This is a genomic window from Sporosarcina cyprini (assembly GCF_022048975.1).
Classification (GTDB): Bacteria; Bacillota; Bacilli; order Bacillales_A; family Planococcaceae; genus Sporosarcina; species Sporosarcina cyprini.
Map to the genome: position 1 here is coordinate 82,777 of NZ_JAKMHX010000013.1, position 17,573 is coordinate 100,349.

Sequence of the window (17,573 nt, forward strand, 5' to 3'; positions counted from 1 at the left end):
GTCCTTACTCACGTATATTCTTCCTATGAAAGGGTATACTCTTTATATCCCACCCCCCTTTCTCTTATATCATAAAAGCGGCACCGCTACTGGTTGATCCAGTGCGGTGCCTATTTTTGTTAATGACTGATTATATAGGGATCGAAACGAGACTTCAGGGCTTCCGGCATTTCTACCGTCAGGACCGTCCCGTCTTCCTCATACTCTGTCCGCTTGACAGTCGCTTTTTCATTCAGAAACGAAACAAGATCGCCACGATCAAAGGGAAGCCGTAATTTGCATGTTATATACTGTTCAAAGATATGCTTTTTGATCAGTGCAATCAATTCATCCAGCCCTTCGCCTTCTTTAGCCGAGATCCAAACATTATCGCCATGAACCCGTGGATATTCGATCATCGCCATATCTGATTTGTTATAGATATGAAGGGTCTGTATATTCTCTACTCCGACGTCCTCCAATGTTTCCTCCGTAACTTTCATCATATAATCATGCTCTGGATTGGAGACATCCACGACATGCAAGAGGAGATCTGCTTCCCGCGCCTCCTCCAACGTCGAGCGGAAAGCCTTGACTAAATGATGTGGCAGCTTGGAAACAAAGCCGACAGTATCTGTTAGAAGGAATTCTTTATGATCTTGAAGACGGACCTTGCGCACAGATGTATCAAGCGTCGCAAACAGCATATCCTTTTCAAAAACTTGCTTGGCATTGGACTCATCCATCCGAAGCAATAACTGATTCAGCAACGTCGATTTGCCGGCGTTTGTATAGCCGACAATGGAAACGACCGGGATGCCGCTTTTCTTTCGTTGCTTCCGCTGCGTTTCCCGTTGATCTTTTGCGTGTTCCAAGTCTCTTCGAAGCTTGGCAATCTGGTCCTCGATCTTCCGGCGGTCGAGCTCCAATTTCGTCTCCCCGGCCCCTTTATTCTGGAAACCTCCGCCTGTGCCGCCGCCTTGCCTGCTCAGAGAAGCTCGCAAACCGACAAGCCGCGGCAGCGTATATTGCAATTGCGCCAGTTCCACTTGCATGCGTGCCTCGTGCGTCCGGGCGCGCCGGGCAAAAATATCGAGGATGAGCATCGTCCGGTCAATCACCTTCACTTCCAGCTCGGCTTCCAAGTTTCGGATTTGAGAGGGCGTCAGTTCATCATTAAAGATGACTAGATTCGCATCTGTCGTTTCATACATGTGGCGGATCTCATCGACTTTTCCCTTTCCGACATAATGTGTCGGATTGCGTCGTTCCAAGTTTTGCGTCACACTCCCGACTACTGTCACGTCGATTGCTTCCGCCAAGTTTTTCAGTTCTTCCATTTCATATTCGAAATGCTCATCATCCGCTTCTTTCACTCCGACGAGCACTGCATATTCCACTAAGATATCCATAGATGGCCCCTTTCAGTTGTTACCTGCTTTTATGCTTCAGTTTTGCCAATGATGACGTCTGCCAATCTTTCTTTTCCCTCATCCTGTTGATGAAATGACAACTTTACGTTTTCCAAACGGATGGAATGATCATCCCCTACTTTCTGTGAAAGGAGAACCGCCCACTCACCTGTCTCTTTTAATGGATCTTGCACATGAAAGATGCATTCCCGGATGTCCAGCTTTTCATTTTCAGGAGACAGTGCACCTTCTTTTTTTAATTTCTCCATGCGGACATCTTCTGGCTCATCCCATTCAATGAAAAACGGATAAGGGAGCTCATCGGTGACCGGCTGGTCGATAAAAAGCATCTTCCACTTTTTCAATTCTCCTTGGGCCGTTCGACGCTGGGCTTCCAACACTCCCGATGTTTGAAATCCTTTATTTTCGACTTCTTCCTGAAACTCTTCGATGCCTTCCACCGAGAGACAGAGTGTCCCCCAGCCTTCGCCATCCGGAAGATCGTACAAGAGAAGACGCGTCAGCGGGTGGTCCACTTGACTGGCAAGCTCCGGCTTCTCGACTGCCAGCCATTCCACATACGCATTACCAACATATAATAACGCATTATGCGTTCCCCATTTCTCATGACGGCCTCCTTCAACAGCATGCCGTCCTTCTTCCGCTTGCCGCCGGACAACTTCAACCGGACTATTTTGTGTGAAATATACGACATGATCCAATTTCATACCCCAAACTCCTCCTCTTTATAGTGGCTATCTATTACTCTACATGATAGCATCAAGTTGTTGAATTGCATTGCATTGCATGTGTTAATTAAATAAGGGTACTCATACAATATATTTTATATTTATCGAAAGGAAGGTGTTTGCATGGATACCCCCTTTGTTCTTCATATCAGTAGTTCGTCATCGGAAACCGAGTGGATATCAGAACTTCTGGACTCGGAGCAGCTGCCTGGCGCAACGGTAAAATCAATCCAAGAAGGTCTGGACCGCCTCGATGTCCTGCATCCATCCGTCATTGTACTTTCTCTCCCATCTATGGCTGCTATGACATTGCTCTCGGAAATTAATGAGCTGGCTGAACAAGCATTGAATCGCCTGATTCCATTGCTCATCATCGGTGAACCGCCATCGAACTTCGGCAAGGAAAAATTATTCGAGCAAGGCGCATTCGATTTCGTGGCTCGGCCTGTGGATCAGCAAGCTTTCCACCATCTTTTGCAGTCACGAATCGCTTTCAAACGAAAAGTAGACCAATTCTTATCTTCACGCAAACATTCCGATGAAAAGTTAGCGGAACCTCTATCTTCCCGGACAGTAGAAATTATTCTAATCGACGATGATCCGATCGCATTAGAAATAATGAAGCAACAATTCTCTACCATACAAATAGAAGATAGCGAGATAAAGATTATCACATTTAAGAATGGGGTAGACTTCGTTGCCGCCGATTGGTATGATTCTAAAAATTATTATGCCATCATTCTGGATGGCATCATGCCGAAGATGACCGGGTTTGAAGTACTCTCTCATATCCGTTCCACCTATTCGAATAAAAACATCCTTATTTTCATGTTGACGTCCAGATCTGGCTCCTTGGACATGGAGCATGCATTGGAAGCCGGTGCAGATGATTACATCACCAAGCCGTTCCGTCCAAAAGAAGTAGCGCTTCGCGTGCAGCGGCTTATGACGAGGTTATTCAAATGAATGTGGATCTGTCGATTATTGGTTGGACCATCAGCATTTTAGCAGCCCTGCAAGTCATCCTCCTCGCCATATTGATTTGGCGCAAAGTGCGGCGAAACCGCGCAGAACGGAAGGAGCAGCAACGCTATGCCGAGCTGCTGCCAGAATTCGTTTCCTATTTATACGGCGAGTCAGATCTGGATGTCGCCAAACTGAAAAATGATTATCGTGTTGCACAACGATTGGCTAGTGATATTATGTCTTCCACGCGTGACGATGCCATTCAAGAGAAAGTCCGTTCAACCGCTTTCGCTGCTTTGCACAAACCTTATGAACGTGCATTGGAAGACCCTTCATGGCCTGTCCGCATGAATGTACTGTATTATATCCAATCGTTCCAAATGAAAGGGCTTGCACCTCTCTTACAATCCAAGTTTCAGAAGATGCCCTTGTGGAATGAAGAGAAAAAACAGATGGCCCGCACACTGGCTTCTCTTGGCGATACATCCATACTGCCTGCTGTCTATTCAGGAAATCAGCATTCCCAGAAATTTTACCGGGATGTCTTATTGCGCTTTCCCGCGGAAGCCGACTTACAGTTGCTTGCCTTTTATGAGGAGACCGACAATCCATCCTATCAATGCGCCTATTTGCAACGGATCGGCGACCGAGAAGTACAGGAACAGATTGCCCAGGTGGAAGCGGCGCTGGCAAGTGATCTCCCGGAAGTTCGTATTCAGGCGTTAAAAACGATTGGCAACCTGTACTATATGCACGCGCCGGAGCTGTTGCGCCCATTTTTCTTTTCGGACCAATGGCAAGAGCGGATGTTGGTCGCTCAAACTGTTCGGAAACTTGACATACACCAGTTTTCGGAAGAGCTCGGCCAATTACTCGGCGATACTGAATGGTGGGTCCGATACGCTGCCGCAGAAACAATCCTGGAAGTAGAGGGGGCTGAGAAATTGATGTACTACGTGAAGAACCATCCGGATTCCTTCGCCCGTGACATGGCAAGTCAATGGCTCAGTACGGAAAGCAGGTCGAATGCTTATGCATAATGCACTCTTCATCGCACTCAGCAGTTTATCAGCTTTTGTTATCCTTTTTATGGCGGGGACAGCGATCAGCTATTTATTTCTTTTCCTATCCTCCATGCGGAAAGTAATGCGGGAAGGTAAATTGGAGAAACGATCCATTCTAGATGATCTTTCGTTGAAGGATCGGACCTACCCTGTGTCCATCCTTGTACCTGCCTACAATGAGGAAGTCGGCGTCATTTCTACGGTTCGTTCACTATTGACTTTGGATTACCCGGAGTATGAAATTGTCGTCATTGACGACGGCTCCAAAGACCAGACATTGGCCAAGCTGATCAGCGCTTTCCAGATGAGACAAGTGAATCATGCGACAAGGCTCACGCTACCATCAAAGCCCATTAAAGGGATTTATCAATCGGCAGCTTATCCAACGGTGAAAGTGATTTCAAAAGAAAATGGCGGGAAAGCGGATGCCCTTAATTGCGGCATCAACGCGTCTGTTTATCCATATTTTTGCGCCATCGACGGTGATTCCATTTTAGAGCAGGATGCGCTAATGAAAACGATGAAACCGATCATCGATTCGGAAGAGGAAGTCATTGCAGTAGGAGGTTCCGTCCGTATCGCGAATGGCATCACCATTTCGCGCAGCCAAGTCGAAAAAATCGATTTGCCACACAAGCCGATCGTCATCATGCAGATCATCGAATATTTGCGCGCATTTTTGATAGGACGTCTTGGTTTCAGCCGATTCAATCAGCTGCTCATCGTCTCAGGAGCGTTCGGATTGTTCAATAAAGGCGCTGTCATCCATGCCGGCGGCTATACAGAAGGCCTAATCGGAGAAGACATGGAACTGATCGTCCGGCTTCATCGGGTCAATATCGAGAACAAACTGAAGAAACGGATTGAGTATATCCCGGATCCCGTCTGCTGGACGGAAGCACCGGACACGTTCAGCGTGTTACGAAAACAACGGGTCCGCTGGCAGCGTGGGCTTGCGGAAACATTGCTGGCACATAAGAAAATGCTGTTCAATCCAGCCTATGGTGCCGTGGGGCTGGTGACCTTCCCTTATTTCCTATTTGTCGAATTACTCGGCTCTGTTGTGGAACTGATCGGTTTCCTCATTATTATTATCGGTGTCTTTTTTGATATCCTGAACCCAGTCATTGTCGGAACGATCTTTGCTGTTTCCATCCTGTACGGTTCGTTTATATCTTCTCTCGCGGTGCTGCTTGAGGAACTGACATTACACAAATACCCTAAAGTTCGGCATTTGATTGTCTTGTTCGTCTGGGCTTTGACCGAATCACTTTGGTATCGCCCGCTACTCGTTCTTTGGCGAATCGAAGGGTTAGTGAATACCTTCAAGAAAAAGGCTGAATGGGGGAACATGGAACGTAAAGGCATTTCTTCAAATGAAGGATGATTTATATGAGAATATACAAGGAACCCCCGTCACACGATGACGGGGGTTCTTGCTATTCTATCGTTTTAAAAAGCTGCTGCAAAATCGTGTAGGATTGCTTCAAGCGTTCTGTATGCGGTGGTTCTTCCCAAGTGTCCCACGTATACCGGTAGCCATCTTTTGCATTAGGCGCTAGTTGAAGCAGTTTCCCCTTATCATTCATGGCAGCCAGATACACACCGATATCGTCAATGGTCCGGCTGCTGGCCAGGCCTTTCCCGTCATATAAATTCCCCATTACTTCTCGCTGGCTCGGGTCTTTAAAATTCAGCAGAAGCCACGGCAAACGGACCTCCAGTACCTTGCCGTCCTCTGAAACCGCAAAGTCCGTCAAGGAATTGTACGAAGTGGCATCTGGATTTCCATTGCCAAACTGCAGCTTCCCTGTCTCGTAATAAGAAAACGGCATGACTTCTCCCGTGTCTGGACGTGTCATTTCTTTATTCAACGCGAAGCGGATCGGATGAAAGCTCACATCTCCTTGTTTCGGCAACGGACCATCCATTTTCAACATATTCAGCTCGACGCCATACATGTAATAAAAAGGATCATACGCTGCTTGCACAAATGCCTTGCTGTCATCCTTGGACGTCAAGCTGATGTGGAAATCAGCTGTCGGTTTCGCCAGCTCCACACCGGGCAGCTGATTGGATGAACGGCTTCCCTGTTCCGGAGCAGTATCCAAAAGAAAATGTGCCTCGGTATCCTCCAGCCAGCGTCCCGCATTTTTTTTCAAATCTGCTCTCAAATACAGATAGGCTTCATCATAATGAACATACATTTTCTCAATTTCGCCGTCAGACGATTCAAAGGCAGGAGCGATTCCCTTCCAATCCTCCGTCTCCCCGTCCACCTGGATCGACAACGTATTAAAGCTCAGCAATCCAAAGTTCTGTTCGTTTGTTTGGACATTCGACCAGAATGGACGCCTGTCGGGATTATCTAGGTCCATCGTATTCCACGTCCGTTTAAACCATTCATCCTGCCACGTGAAAACGAGACCGCCCATCAATCCCTCGTGAATGATATCTTCATAGAGCCTGCTTAATATATGACCTTGTTCCTCCTCGGAATGAAAGCCCTGGTTCCAGCCGTTCACATTCTCATGCGTCATCCCTCGGGAAGCCGGCAACCCAAATTCCGCAATTAAAATTGGTGTTTTAGTCGACTGATGCAAATCATTTAAATAGCCGGCATAATTATTCTTTTCACCACGATAGTCAATAAACTCGGTATACTTTTTCTCCAAATTCAAGAAATCCGGATAATACGGATATACGTGATAGGAAGCGAACATGCCTGCCTCCTGTTCCTCCCGGATAAACTGGATATGGTCAGGATGAACGCTAGCCATGTCTTCCTGCTCGCTCGGCTCGGCCGGCTGTTCCAGGTGATCCGTCGTCACCCAATTCGTATAGCTGATCGGACGGGTCCAGCCGTACGTATCTGCCTCGTAGGATAGCAAATTGTCCATTCGTTCAGCGAGCCAAAGCTCAAATCCTTCTCCCCCATTCGTACGAATATGCTTTCCTTCGTACTGTGGACGTTCGGCGTACACTTCTTTCATATTGGCGACCATATGAGGATACCACTCGATCCCGATAACCCAGCCCGAGACATATTCAGACACATCGGATGCGTAGACACCTGAAGCATGGCCTGGCCGTGGCTTCACAGTTGCATTTCCATGGATTACATCGGCAATCCGTTTCATCTCTTCCTCAAACGTTTGGACGATTTCAGGTGTGAAGGCATCGAGCGTCTCCTCCAAAGGTGCCTCATCCGCCCAAATGCCATGCAGGACATAGAGCTTTTGATCATGAGTTTCGTTGTACTCCAGCAACGCATCATAGAAGGCAGGCGGATGCAAGGTGTACACCCGGATTGTGTTGGCATTCATTTCCCCAATCTGCTTAAACCATCTGCTATATTCCTCTTTCGTGATGGCAGCCTCTCCTGGAAATGAACCCGGCCGACCCATGCCGAGGTTGACTCCTTTCACCGTCATTGGCTTCCAAGCTCCATTTTGTAATACTTCAAACTTGCCTTCTTCAATCCGGGAAGAATAGGTTAGGCCAGACACAGTCTTCTCGAGCACTTTATTCTCTTTCTTTTTTGGGGCCTCCTTATCTAGATGGTCTTTTAAGATCGCTTGCATGACCGGCACATACGTACGCCAGAAAAATGCACGATCTGACGAAGAATCAAAACCAGAAACCCATTGATGCATTTTTGCATAGCCAGCATACTGATAAATGGACGGAACCTCTTCCACAGTACTGAACTCACCAGACAAATAATAATTTCCTCTATTTTGCACAATTGCCGGGAAGCTTGCAGGAAGCCCGGCTGCTTTTGCTTGTTCTTTTCCTTTCGCAGTAAGACCTAGCGAAAACTCTGCCATGGCCTCCCCTTCATCTCCGATTGCTTCCACCACGTCGAACCACCCTTCATAGAGAGGGCTTTCCGTAATGCCAAAAACCGTTTTCCCTTTTTCGGTAAAACGAAGAATGTTGCCTGTACTTTCGATATCCCCCTTTTCCTCTGAAAATACAACGACTTCTTCTGTATTTTCATTCACAAACAAGTAGCCCGGTCCGGTAAATGACCAGGATTGGCCGGATGTCTTTTCGTATCCGCCAACAGACCATTCAGGCAAATCCTCATTGCTTTTTGATAAATCCTTCACATAGCGGCCATTCCAACCCGTCTGGCGGATACCGACCAACTCGGAGGCAGCCGATTGAATATCAGAATCCATACTGGACGACAGCGAATCAAATTCAAAGACGACTGTCGCATGTCGTTTACTCATGGCTGTCCTGATTCCATTCAGGGTTTCCATGTCCATTTGCACAGCTTGATTCGTTGTAGAAGGCACATAAATAACATCCGCCTCCTCAAAATCCGTTGCATCCTTCACCCGTTCCGGTCCGGGAATTTTCATATAGCGCAAGAGCCATGATACCCCTTGAATAGATGCTTCTTCCCCAGACGTTTCCCATACGGCAAACTTTATCTTTTTATCAGATTGCACTTGCCAAACAAACCAAGGCAACAGAACAATCACCAGTACCACGGCACCGATTTTCAAGTATTTCACGCATGCACCCTCTCTCCTAAACTCTCATACTCGTATCATACCAAGTAGATATATTCCATGAAAGAAATTGCACAAAAAAAGACCGCCCCGAAGGACGGTCTCAGAACTGCTTGGTCCGTTCGTCTTTGTTGACGATGATCGTATGTTCGATTTGAGCGACGGGTGAATTTGCAGGAGTACCCGATTAAACTGGGGAGGACTTGTCAAATTTCGAACCGCTCGATTAAGTTAGACGACCACTCGTATATTCATAATACCTCTCGATTAAGTTGGACAACCGCTCGTATATTTCGCATACCTCTCGATTATTGAAAAGACCGCTCGTATGTTGCTCCGAACCTCTCGTATATCCTCGCCAACCGCTCGTATGTTTTCCTGAACCTCACGATTAAGCCACAACACACTCAAATTCCATCGACAAATAAAAGACTGTAGGCAAACTCCGTAATTTCTCGAGTTTGCCTACAGTCTGAGACCGCCCCAAAGGACGGTCACATTCACTTATCTTTCCTTCTCAAGCAATTCCATCGCTTCTGAGAATTCCCTGTTAATTTCTTTGTTAGGACGATATGTGATCAAACTGACAATTACTGTCACGATCAGACAGATCGCAAAACCTGGAACAATTTCATAGAGCGTATCTGACAACGCTTTAATGTTGCCCCACACGCCAACCGTGATCGCTCCTGCTACCATACCCCACAATGCGCCGGCTGCCGTAATTTTACGCCAGTACAACGACAAGATAATGATTGGACCGAACGCTCCGCCAAAACCAGCCCATGCGAATGAAACGAGCTTCAAGATGGATTCTTTGTTCGGCCAAGCAAGCGCCATCGCGATTAGAGAAACAACTAGAACTGCCATTCTTCCAAGGAAAACGTACTGTTTGTCCGATGCATCCGTTTTGATGACTGCCTTATACAAGTCTTCAATCAAAGCGGAAGAGGTTACGATCAATTGAGATGAAATCGTACTCATAACAGCTGCCAGAACCGCAGCTAACATAATCCCTGCAATGAAAGGATGGAAAATGATTTGACCAAGGGAGATGAAAACTGTTTCCGCATCGACCAATTCCACATTCGTATTTTGGTGATAGTAAGCAATCCCAACTAAAGCAGTTGCAATCGCTCCGAACAAGCTGAGAATCATCCAGCCAATTCCAATTCGGCGGGCACTCTTCGTTTCCTTGACGGATTTGATGGCCATGAAACGCACGATAATATGCGGTTGCCCGAAATAGCCGAGACCCCAAGCAACGGAAGAAATAACTCCGACGAGCGTGACCCCTTTGACAAGGCTTAGCATGTCAGGATTCACTTCCCGGATTGTCGCAGTCGTCTCCGGTATACCTCCTGTAATGAATACGCCTACAATCGGTACAAGAAGCAATGCTAAGAACATGATAAGGCCTTGTACAAAATCAGTGTAACTAACTGCCAAAAATCCTCCGAACAGCGTATAAGCGATAACAACGGCGGACACAATCAATAGGCCGACATGGTAATCAAGTCCGAAAGAACTCAAGAAAAATTTGCCGCCTGCAACCATTCCGGATGAAACATAAAATGTGAAGAAAACTAAAATGATAATACCGGATGCAATCCGCAATAATCTGGATTTATCCTTTAGACGATTTTCCAAGTAACTAGGAATTGTAATGGAATCATTGGAAACTTGTGTATATACACGAAGACGAGGTGCAACCAATAGCCAGTTCAAGTAGGCACCGATTGTCAGCCCCACCGCAATCCAAGCTTCACCTAGTCCGTTCAGGTAAATAGCACCAGGCAATCCCATGAGCAACCAGCCGGACATATCCGCGGCTCCCGCACTCAATGCTGTAACAGCAGGACCTAACGAGCGTCCGCCCAGCATGTAATCCGTCAAATTTGCTGTCCGTCTGAATGAATACCAGCCGATGAACAGCATTGCCGCCATGTATAAAATAATGGCAATTAGTTGATATACATCATTTGACATAGAATCTCCCCTTTCTTATTTAATTTATCATATCATTGTCAACACAAAAAGAAAGCAGGAATTTTCTGCTCTGTCCCGAATAGTATGGATGACAAAATATTTATTATTCCGGAGTATTTCCCGGGAAATGCTGAATATTCGACAGGAGGTTTTTATATTGACACACGAGGAATGGTTATCCGTAACAATTGAAATGGCAGTGGAAAATGTAAAGAGTGGAGGCGGCCCTTTTGCCGCTATCGTAGTGCGTGACGGAAAGATCATTGGTAAAGGGACAAACCAAGTACATGTACTGCATGATCCTTCTGCTCACGCAGAAATGTCGGCAATTCGCGAAGCATGCGAAGCGCAGCAATCGATTGACTTGTCGGATTGTGTCCTGTATGCAAGCGGCGAGCCTTGCCCGATGTGTTTAGGAGCAGCGTATTGGTCAACTGTCGGTCACATCTATTATTCCTGCAGCAAACAAGAAGCTTCTGAGGAGGCCAGTTTTCCAAACCCGCTGGAACGCTATTTTACCGACCAGGATTTGCCCGGTGAACAACGACTTGTCCCCTTCATCCAAGTAGCATGCGAAAATGCACTGGAACCATTTTTCGAGTGGCAAAAGACAACGGGGCGCAAATAGGTTTACAGAAAGAGCGCATCGGGAATTGGCTCGTAAGGAGGCGATTTGTATGCCATGGGACGAGCATGATTACCCCGCATCATTTAAGAATTTGGATAAAGAGGTACGCCATAAAGCAATCGAAATTGCAAATGCCTTGCTAGAAGAGAAGTACGACGAAGGTCGTGCCATAGCAATCGCCATTTCGAAAGCACGGGAGTATGTGCATGGCGATGACAACAGCCGGACCACATATGAGGTGAAGCCAAAGGAAGAAGATTGGATCCTGGTGGAAAAGGGCGGAGACCGTGCAATTTATAAGGAAGCTGCGAAAGAGGATCTGCTCGATAAGGCAAAGCCTTATGTAAATGACAAAGATGGTATCTTAGAGATATACCATGCAGATGGTTCTCTTCAAGATACACTTTACAAATAAAGAAGAGGCAGTCGAATGACTCTGCCTCTTCTTTATTTTGCTATCTTTAATCAATCGCGATAGATCATTGGCGCATAAGCGCCTCTTCTACTGCCATCTCCCGCAACTTGAACTTTTGGATTTTGCCCGACGCCGTCATCGGGTACTCTTTAGTAAACATGATGTATTTCGGAATTTTATGATAGGAGATATTGCCTTTACAAAATTCCCGGACGGACACTTCATCCAGTTTGGCACCTTCTTTTGGAATAATCCAAGCCATCAGCTCTTCCCCGTATTTCGGGTCTGGCACACCAACAATTTGCACATCTGAAATGCCAGGGTGCTGATACAGGAATTCCTCCACCTCACGCGGATAAATATTCTCCCCTCCGCGGATGATAACGTCTTTAATCCTACCGGTAATATCGATATAACCTTCTTCATCCATCACCGCAATATCTCCTGTGTGCAGCCAGCCTTCCGGATCGATGGCGTCCTGCGTTGCTTCCTCGTTGTTATAGTAGCCTTTCATCACATGATAACCGCGTGTGCACAGTTCTCCAGGGGTCCCAATCGGCACTTCTTCCCCTGTAAGCGGGTCGATGATCTTTACTTCGACATGAGGATGCGGTTTGCCAACTGTTGACACACGCTTTTCAATCGGATCATCCGTCCTTGTTTGCGTGATGACCGGTGACGATTCCGTCTGGCCATAACAGATCGTAATTTCACTCGCGCCCATATCATGGATTACTTGCTTCATGACTTCAATTGGACAAGTCGATCCGGCCATGATTCCCGTCCGAAGCGATGAAGTATCATACTTTTTAAAGTCCGGATGGTTGAGTTCCGCAATAAACATCGTAGGAACTCCGTGCAGGGCGGTACATCTTTCATCCTGAACTGCCTCCAGCACAGCCAACGGATCAAATTGCTCCACAATGACCATAGTTGTGCCGTGAGTAACAGCAGCCATGGTGCCAAGCACACAGCCGAAACAGTGGAAGAACGGTACAGGAATGCACATCCGGTCTGCCTCGGACAAGTTCATATAATCACCGATTAGTTTTCCGTTATTCACGACATTATAATGAGTCAGCATGACACCCTTCGGGAACCCGGTTGTCCCCGAGGTATACTGAATATTGATCACATCTTGCGGGTCTAACGTGGTGAATCTCCACTCCAATTCATCGTCTGATACACCGGCGGCATGCGCTAAAAACTCAGACCATTTGTAAATGCCCGGCTCTGCCCGATCTGTCATTAGGATGACCCGTTTCAGCTTCGGAAGCTTGGCACTTTCGATCCGGCCATTCCGGCTGTCGAGCAGCTCAGGGCATATCGTCCGAATAATGTCGATATAACTCGTCCCCTTAAAGCCCTCATCTAAAATTAATGTCGTTGCATCCGACTGTTTTAATAAATACTCTAGTTCTGCAGCTTGATAGTTCGTATTGACTGTGACTAACACCGCGCCCATCTTGCCAGTAGCAAACTGGCTCAGCAGCCATTCTCTCTTATTATCCGACCAAATGGCGACATGCTCTCCTTTTTGGATGCCCATGCCGATGAATGCCTTTGCCAATTCGTCTGTCTCTTTGTCGAATTGAGCGTAATTCCGCCGGATATTCAGTTCGGGATAGACATAGGCTTCCTGTTCAGGATGCATCTTAGCGCGTTCTCTTATGATTTGCCCAACGGTTTGATTCACTAAAGACATCGTCATGCTCCCTTCCCTAAATATTTCTCCCCTTACTTTCCATATTATCACAAAGCTTAGACAAACGAAACAAAAGATTCTGAGTCTTCATAATCAAAAAGCCATTCCGCTAAATAGGCGGAATGGCTTACATTATTCAACCGGGTACACTCGGCCCCGTTCATCTTTGTATACAATATGATGCCGCTCGAGTTTTGTCGGAGAATCAAGGCCGGCTGCTGCTGCAATTCGAAATAATCCTTCACGCATCGTCAAAATATAATTGGTCACACGGAATTTTTTCTCTTCGACAACCAATCCTTTCTGCAGTTTCGGGTCTGTCGTCGCGACTCCGGCCGGGCAATCATTCGTATGGCAGCGCTGGGCCATGATGCAGCCAACCGAAATCATGAATCCGCGGGCCACTTGTACTAGATCCGCACCCATTGCCAAGGCGATCGCCGCTTTGTCAGGCGTCGTGATTTTGCCGGAGGCGATCACTTTCACCCGATCCCGAACTTCATATTTCCGGAGGGCATCATCCAGCAAGATGAGTGACGAACGAAGTGGCAAACCGACACTGTCTGCCAGATCCTGATAAGTGGCCCCTGAACCGCCTTCCGCTCCGTCCAGTGAAATGAAATCGGGACCTTTCCCCGTTTCCTGCATGAAAGAGGCGAGTTCTTCTGCATCCTGCTTGCCGCCGATCACAATTTTAATGCCTACCGGCTTGCCCGTATGGTCTCGGATCTTTTCAATGAAATCAAACAACGTCGGGTAATCCGAAAATTGTTTGAAACGGTTTGGACTGTTGATGGTCGTATAAGGAGTGACATTCCGGATCTTCGCAATTTCTTCTGTTACCTTCTCCCCTTCTACATGGCCTCCGCGCATCTTGGCACCTTGCGCCATTTTAATTTCAAATGCCTTCACTTGCGGAAGCTCTGCCTTTTCCGTCAGCCGTTCCCAACTAAATTCTCCATCTTCTGTCCGAAAGCCGAATAAACCGGAACCTATTTGGGCAATAATATGAGCATCCCCCGCAAGATGATACGGTGAGAGCCCCCCCTCTCCCGTATTCATCCATGCTTCTTTCGCCATCCCAATCCCTTTTGACAGGGCGGTGATGGCATTTTGTCCGAGAGCGCCATAACTCATCGCCGACTGGCCGAGCAGACTGCGGACATGAAAAGGATGCCGGCAATCCGGCCCGATGACAATCGCATCCTCTTCCGGCAATAACCATGGCAAAGCAGGCACCTCTTCCCGATGTTCATGTCTGGAGAGAAGCCCTTCCTCGTCGATATGGTATCGCATCGTTGTAACTAAATCCTCATTATCCACCCGCATCTCTTCATTCTGCTTCGTAAACATCGCATTGCGGATATAAAAGCCTGCCCCTTCAAAATCACGCTTGGACCCAAAACCGATGATGCCGCTTAAGTATTTCCCCGGCAGCACCATATGCAAGTACTCCGCACGACTGAACGGCTTTCCTTCATTATCACCTTCAAATAAATATTGCCTTAATTCAGGTCCCGCTTTTTCCGTCGTGTAACGAAGCCTCCCCAAAATCGGGTAATTCCGCAAAATCGCATGCTGCTTCTGACGCTTGTCATAGAAAAAAATGAAAATAGCTATGGAGATTGGCACGACGACAAGCACCAATACGAGGATCGTTGTTGTCATCGAAATTCCTTCCAACCAGTTCACAAGACACACCCCTTTTCAAAACATATGGTAATGTCATATACATACCCTGATTTCACAAAAATAAATGTATTTGGAGGGATAAATATGGTCATGGAACTACTAACATCCCATGCATCTGTAAGAAAATACAAAGACGTACAACTGTCTTACGAAGAAGTTCGGGAATTGGTCCACGCAGGTCAGCATGCCGCAAGCTCCCATTTTGTTCAAGCCTACTCCGTCATCCATGTGACAGATACAACTAAGCGTGAGAAACTGGCGGAGCTTTCAAAGAACAAACGGCAATTTTTATCAGCCGGCGCCATCCTCATCTTTTGTGCCGACTATGCACGCTTAGAAAGAGCCGCTGCACTTCACGACAAGACAATTGATTACTCGTTTGCTGAAAATCTGCTTGTTGGTTCTATCGACGTCGCGCTCTTTGCCCAAAATGTCGCCATTGCCGCTGAATCGAAAGGATACGGCATCTGCTACATTGGCGGTGTTCGGAATGCACCTGAAGAAATCAGCGAGCTGCTCGACTTGCCAAAAGGTGTCGCTCCCATGTTCGCCATGTCCATCGGTGTACCTGATGAGGCAAATGAAGTTAAACCGAGACTGCCGGTGGAAGCCATCATTCATGAAAACAGCTACGATGCTTCCAAATACGATGATCTCTTGCAAGCCTATGACCAAACGATGCACGACTATTACTTGCACCGAGGTTCCAACCAAAAAGACACGGCCTGGAGCCAGCAGATGGCAGAGTTCCTCCACGAACCGAAACGGACGTATATGAGGGAGTTTTTGGAGAAACGCGGGTTTGAGATGAAATGAGAATAGGTTTGGCAATCCTGTTTGGAATCATGCTCCTTGTATCCGCCTGCAGCAACGAATTATCTATACAAGAAGTCCAACCTGAGAAGGCCGATTCGGAATTGCTGGAATCAATTCAACCAGCCACCTCTGAAAACGTTCAAATGATTACCGATCAAAAGAGACAGCGCTATATTGTCGTTTATGCATATAGTGCGGTCACCATGTCGGTCAAAGATGAGGGGGCGACCCTCGCACTTCACATAAAGAACAGCCCCGATGATGAAGCGGGAATGCTGAAACGATATATTTTCAAATTAACTGCAGATCGTGACTTTGACAACATCCAGCTCTACCGCAATGCAAAGGAAATTCCTTTTGACCACATTACTTCTTATTAATAAGCATGCAAGGGGTTAGCAATTGCTGGCCCCTTTTGCTATTCTGTGGATACAGAATTTGACCGTAAAGGAGTCCACCTAAATGGAATTTGAACAATTGATCAACGAACTGGCGGAACGGCTGTCAAACGGCCAACTGATCCGAGCAACCGCCAGCCAGCCGCGCCATAAATCGGAAGGCTTGTCTAAAGTAAAGCTCAAGCCTGTTGAAATAAAAAACGAATTGCACATCCAATTCGAATATCACTATGAACGGATCCTCAAACATGACAACGTAAAAATTGGCGATATCCGCAGTGCACTTCAACAGCTGATGGAGCAATTTAAGCAAATGCAAGCCGAATTTACCGAGGAGAATGTACATATCCAGCTCTCCAAAAAATTCAAGGTCTCTTGGAAATCGGAAAAAACAGCGGAACGCAAGGTGGCGGATCTTTCTCATAACCGAAAGAAAAATTACTTATTGGATGAATCCACACCTTATCCGTTCCTGATCCGGTTAGGCGTTCAGACAGCAGAAGGCAAAGTAAAAAAGCAGAAGTATGATAAATTCCGGCAAATCAATCGCTTTATCGAATTTATTGACGATGCACTCGAGTACTTGCCAAAGGACCGTCCAGTACGGATTCTAGATTTCGGCTCTGGAAAATCCTATCTCACGTTCGCCCTGTATCATTATTTGCATATCGAAAAAGGGCTCGACATCCGGGTCACGGGCCTCGATCTAAAAAAGGAAGTCATTGAAGAATGCAATAGTATCGCCCAAGACCTCGATTACAAGCAACTGGAGTTTCTCGTCGGGGATATTAATGACTACAACGAGGAAACAGCGGTCGACATGGTCGTCACCTTGCATGCGTGCGACGTGGCAACGGATATGGCCCTTGCCCGCGCAGTGAAATGGGGAGCCGAAGTCATTTTAAGCGTTCCGTGCTGCCAGCATGAACTCTTTTCCCAAGTGGCCGCGCCTGAACTCGACGTCATGCTGCAGCATGGATTGATCAAAGAGCGTTTTTCTGCACTTGCAACCGATTCGATTCGGGCTGAACTGCTCACACTTGTCGGCTACGATGCCCAGCTGCTTGAATTCATTGATCTGGCACATACGCCAAAGAATATCCTGATTCGTGCCTATCGGACCCGCAAGACACCGACAAGCGCAGACGTTGGCCGGTATGAAGCTTTCCGCGACATGCTTCACACCAAACCGTTTCTTGAAAAGGAATTAAAGGAGTATGGGTTCCTGACTTGA

14 protein-coding genes are annotated in these 17,573 nt (G+C 46.9%); 8 read left to right on the top strand and 6 right to left on the bottom strand.

What is annotated here, in order from left to right; genetic code table 11:
• Positions 1 to 119: 119 nt before the first annotated feature.
• Together hflX and L7D49_RS02610 are read right to left on the bottom strand one after the other, a co-directional pair.
• Positions 120 to 1,391, bottom strand: a complete 1,272-nt coding sequence (hflX, locus tag L7D49_RS02605; protein WP_238079256.1) for a GTPase HflX — start codon at positions 1,389 to 1,391, stop codon at positions 120 to 122.
• 29 nt (positions 1,392 to 1,420) lie between these two features.
• Complete coding sequence (locus L7D49_RS02610) at positions 1,421 to 2,119, bottom strand: VOC family protein (RefSeq protein WP_238079257.1); 699 nt, start codon at positions 2,117 to 2,119, stop codon at positions 1,421 to 1,423.
• A gap of 144 nt (positions 2,120 to 2,263) precedes the next feature.
• Here L7D49_RS02610 and L7D49_RS02615 point away from each other — a divergent pair, with 144 nt between their 5' ends.
• From L7D49_RS02615 to L7D49_RS02625, 3 genes are read left to right on the top strand one after another with little or no spacing between them, the layout of a single operon-like run.
• Positions 2,264 to 3,106, top strand: coding sequence for a response regulator (locus L7D49_RS02615; protein WP_238079258.1), 843 nt, complete (start codon positions 2,264 to 2,266; stop codon positions 3,104 to 3,106).
• The gene (locus L7D49_RS02620; protein WP_238079259.1) at positions 3,103 to 4,146 is read left to right on the top strand and encodes a HEAT repeat domain-containing protein; all 1,044 of its coding nucleotides are present in this window, start codon (positions 3,103 to 3,105) and stop codon (positions 4,144 to 4,146) included. Before L7D49_RS02615 ends, L7D49_RS02620 begins: the two co-directional genes overlap by 4 nt.
• Positions 4,139 to 5,557: a glycosyltransferase family 2 protein gene (locus tag L7D49_RS02625; RefSeq protein ID WP_238079260.1), complete on the top strand. Its 1,419-nt coding sequence runs from the start codon at positions 4,139 to 4,141 to the stop codon at positions 5,555 to 5,557. Before L7D49_RS02620 ends, L7D49_RS02625 begins: the two co-directional genes overlap by 8 nt.
• 52 nt (positions 5,558 to 5,609) lie before the next feature.
• On the opposite strand, the gene L7D49_RS02630 is transcribed toward L7D49_RS02625, so the two are convergent.
• A complete protein-coding gene (locus L7D49_RS02630) occupies positions 5,610 to 8,699 on the bottom strand; it encodes a hypothetical protein (RefSeq protein WP_238079261.1) in 3,090 nt (1,029 codons plus the stop codon).
• 501 nt (positions 8,700 to 9,200) lie between these two features.
• Positions 9,201 to 10,685 carry a sodium/proline symporter PutP gene (gene putP, locus L7D49_RS02635; protein WP_238079262.1) on the bottom strand — a complete coding sequence of 495 codons (1,485 nt, stop codon included), beginning with the start codon at positions 10,683 to 10,685 and terminating at the stop codon, positions 9,201 to 9,203.
• 157 nt (positions 10,686 to 10,842) lie between these two features.
• Between putP and L7D49_RS02640 the strand changes: the two genes are divergently transcribed.
• Both L7D49_RS02640 and L7D49_RS02645 read left to right on the top strand, forming a co-directional pair.
• Positions 10,843 to 11,313, top strand: a complete 471-nt coding sequence (locus tag L7D49_RS02640) for a nucleoside deaminase (protein WP_238079263.1) — start codon at positions 10,843 to 10,845, stop codon at positions 11,311 to 11,313.
• 49 nt (positions 11,314 to 11,362) lie between these two features.
• Entirely contained in the window at positions 11,363 to 11,728 is a 366-nt protein-coding gene (locus L7D49_RS02645; protein ID WP_238079264.1) for a DUF2188 domain-containing protein, read from the top strand.
• Between the two features lie 64 nt (positions 11,729 to 11,792).
• On the opposite strand, the gene L7D49_RS02650 is transcribed toward L7D49_RS02645, so the two are convergent.
• Both L7D49_RS02650 and L7D49_RS02655 read right to left on the bottom strand, forming a co-directional pair.
• Entirely contained in the window at positions 11,793 to 13,433 is a 1,641-nt protein-coding gene (locus L7D49_RS02650; protein WP_238079265.1) for an AMP-binding protein, read from the bottom strand.
• A 132-nt stretch (positions 13,434 to 13,565) separates the two neighbouring features.
• The gene (locus L7D49_RS02655; RefSeq protein ID WP_418895843.1) at positions 13,566 to 15,125 is read right to left on the bottom strand and encodes an FMN-binding glutamate synthase family protein; all 1,560 of its coding nucleotides are present in this window, start codon (positions 15,123 to 15,125) and stop codon (positions 13,566 to 13,568) included.
• Positions 15,126 to 15,209: 84 nt separating this feature from the next.
• Between L7D49_RS02655 and nfsA the strand changes: the two genes are divergently transcribed.
• The 3 genes from nfsA to L7D49_RS02670 all read left to right on the top strand — a co-directional run bounded on the left by nfsA (position 15,210) and on the right by L7D49_RS02670 (position 17,573).
• Positions 15,210 to 15,941 (top strand): oxygen-insensitive NADPH nitroreductase, encoded by a 732-nt coding sequence (nfsA, locus tag L7D49_RS02660; protein WP_238079266.1) that lies wholly within the window; start codon positions 15,210 to 15,212, stop codon positions 15,939 to 15,941.
• Positions 15,938 to 16,321, top strand: a complete 384-nt coding sequence (locus L7D49_RS02665; RefSeq protein ID WP_238079267.1) for a hypothetical protein — start codon at positions 15,938 to 15,940, stop codon at positions 16,319 to 16,321. Before nfsA ends, L7D49_RS02665 begins: the two co-directional genes overlap by 4 nt.
• An 82-nt stretch (positions 16,322 to 16,403) precedes the next feature.
• Positions 16,404 to 17,573, top strand: a complete 1,170-nt coding sequence (locus tag L7D49_RS02670) for a class I SAM-dependent methyltransferase (RefSeq protein ID WP_238079268.1) — start codon at positions 16,404 to 16,406, stop codon at positions 17,571 to 17,573.